This window comes from Streptococcus sp. 1559 (genome assembly GCF_013276735.1).
Classification (GTDB): Bacteria; Bacillota; Bacilli; order Lactobacillales; family Streptococcaceae; genus Streptococcus; species Streptococcus pseudopneumoniae.
This window is the reverse complement of record NZ_VMLO01000133.1, coordinates 1-2,036: the sequence shown is the minus strand read 5'-3', so window position 1 is coordinate 2,036 and position 2,036 is coordinate 1. Positions and strand designations below refer to the sequence as shown.

General features: G+C 36.2%; 3 protein-coding genes. All 3 read left to right on the top strand.

The window, feature by feature from the left end; genetic code table 11:
• Positions 1-38: 38 nt before the first annotated feature.
• The 3 genes from HT688_RS11375 (at position 39) to HT688_RS12225 (ending at position 1,847) form a co-directional block, all read left to right on the top strand.
• Positions 39-794: a DUF1430 domain-containing protein gene (locus HT688_RS11375; RefSeq protein ID WP_001015889.1), complete on the top strand. Its 756-nt coding sequence runs from the start codon at positions 39-41 to the stop codon at positions 792-794.
• 1 nt (position 795) lies between these two features.
• On the top strand, positions 796-1,428 hold the full coding sequence (locus tag HT688_RS11370) for an ABC transporter ATP-binding protein (protein ID WP_000571433.1): 633 nt from the start codon (positions 796-798) through the stop codon (positions 1,426-1,428).
• 140 nt (positions 1,429-1,568) lie between these two features.
• A complete protein-coding gene (locus HT688_RS12225; RefSeq protein ID WP_000712965.1) occupies positions 1,569-1,847 on the top strand; it encodes a hypothetical protein in 279 nt (92 codons plus the stop codon).
• Positions 1,848-2,036: the final 189 nt, after the last annotated feature.

Below are 2,036 nucleotides of genomic sequence, written 5' to 3'. Positions count from 1 at the left end.
TGTTATGACGCGCTTACGATACAACTATTGAGCAAAAGATGAATCACCTTGATGTAGGGGAGTTTGTCTTATTGCTGCCTGAACACCTCCGTTCAGAGGAAGAACATTATAAATCTGTTTTTGAAGACGACTTAACCAGTCGCATGTCTAGTCAAGATGAACGACAGCAAATGACTGCTACGGTAGGTTATTTAGAATCAGGTCAGGATCGTTTTGTATATAATACGACCCCTATTTCTTACCAACAATTTTTGAAAGATCCAATCATCATTGTTATAACACCCCAATCAACTGGTCCACAGTCCATTTTGTTTTGGATAGACGCAGTACAGAACTACATTCTCTTTAATCAATTGTCTGATGCCCAGGAGCTTATCCAGAGACAAGGCATTGAAAATTGGGTCTCAGAAATGCAAACAGGTTACCATAACTACATCACATTATTGGATAATATCCAGAGGGAACGTTGGGTAATGCTAGCAGGAGCTGTGCTTGGGATTGCAACTTCAATCTTGTTGTTTAACACTATGAATAGGCTCTACTTTGAAGAATTTAGACGTGCCATTTTTATCAAACGCATTGCAGGTCTCAGGTTCTTAGAAATCCATCACACTTATCTCTTTGCTCAACTGGGTGTGTTTTTACTGGGATTTATTGCGAGTGTATTTCTTATGGTAGAGATAGTAGTTGCTTTCTTAGTCTTGTTACTCTTTACTGGTCTATCTCTTTTACAGTTACATGTCCAAATGCAGAAAGAAAACAAGATGTCCATGCTTGTTTTGAAGGGAGGTTAATATGATTGAACTTAAACAGGTGAGTAAATCTTTTGGAGAACGAGAGTTATTTTCGAATCTTTCAATGACATTTGAGGCTGGAAAAGTCTATGCCTTAATTGGTTCAAGTGGTAGCGGAAAAACAACCTTGATGAACATGATTGGGAAATTAGAATCTTATGATGGGACGATTTTTTACCGAGGTAAAGACTTGGCCAATTATAAATCGAGTGATTTTTTCCGTCACGAATTGGGCTACCTCTTCCAGAACTTTGGCTTAATTGAAAACCAAAGTATTGAAGAAAACCTTAAGCTAGGTCTCATTGGTCAAAAGTTGAGTCGGTCGGAACAGCGGTTGAGGCAGAAGCAGGCTTTAGAACAGGTCGGCCTGGCTTATCTTGACCTAGATAAGCGCATCTTTGAGTTATCGGGCGGAGAATCGCAACGGGTTGCCTTGGCAAAAATTATCTTAAAGAATCCACCCTTTATTCTGGCAGATGAGCCAACAGCTTCAATAGACCCAGCAACCTCTCAGTTGATTATGGAGATTTTGCTATCTCTTCGAGATGATAATAGGCTAATCATTATCGCAACACATAATCCGGCAATTTGGGAGATGGCTGATGAAGTGTTCACGATGGATCGTCTGAAATAAAAATCCTTGTTTTTAATTGCACGATGAGTTATCGAAATATTATCATGAATCAATAATTGGAGTTAATTTAGAATTGTACTTTATGAATATTGAGGTAACTTTTTCTTGATAAAGGAAGAAATAGTGGAGAGAAAGTTAGAATGAAAAAATTCGACAATTATATTATTGAGAAGCCTTGCGATTCTAATTCAGATAAACTGCAAAAAATCTTAATAATTGAAAGTTTGGTAGATGATATTTTGCAATTTTCTCTCAGAATCAAAAATAGTGTAGGAGAGATTTTCCTCCTACAACCGTTTCAAAAGAAAACTATCTTTATTCCATGTTATTTTGAGGAAGATATTGTGAAAGTCAAAGATGATGATGAAGTTGAGTGGCATTTGTTAGAATTTCAAAAATTTAGAGCATTTTTGGCTTAGTAATATGTGTTGAAAGCTCAAAATCTATGGTAAAAAGTAGCTTTGAAAACGTATTACCTCCAAAGATTTAGTTAAATAATGATTTAACACAAAAAGAAATTATTGAAGTTCTGGAAAGATGTTGTTTCAGTATTGAGAAAAGGTGGGAAAAACTTGCGATTTTCACAGAGAAAGGATTGTTATAAATCT

What these genes read in the sequence shown, in the direction of transcription:
- HT688_RS11370 (WP_000571433.1), top strand. Translation starts at nt 796, where the DNA reads ATGATTGAACTTAAACAGGTGAGTAAATCTTTTGGAGAACGAGAGTTA.
- HT688_RS12225 (WP_000712965.1), top strand. Translation starts at nt 1,569, where the DNA reads ATGAAAAAATTCGACAATTATATTATTGAGAAGCCTTGCGATTCTAAT.
- HT688_RS11375 (WP_001015889.1), top strand. Translation starts at nt 39, where the DNA reads ATGAATCACCTTGATGTAGGGGAGTTTGTCTTATTGCTGCCTGAACAC.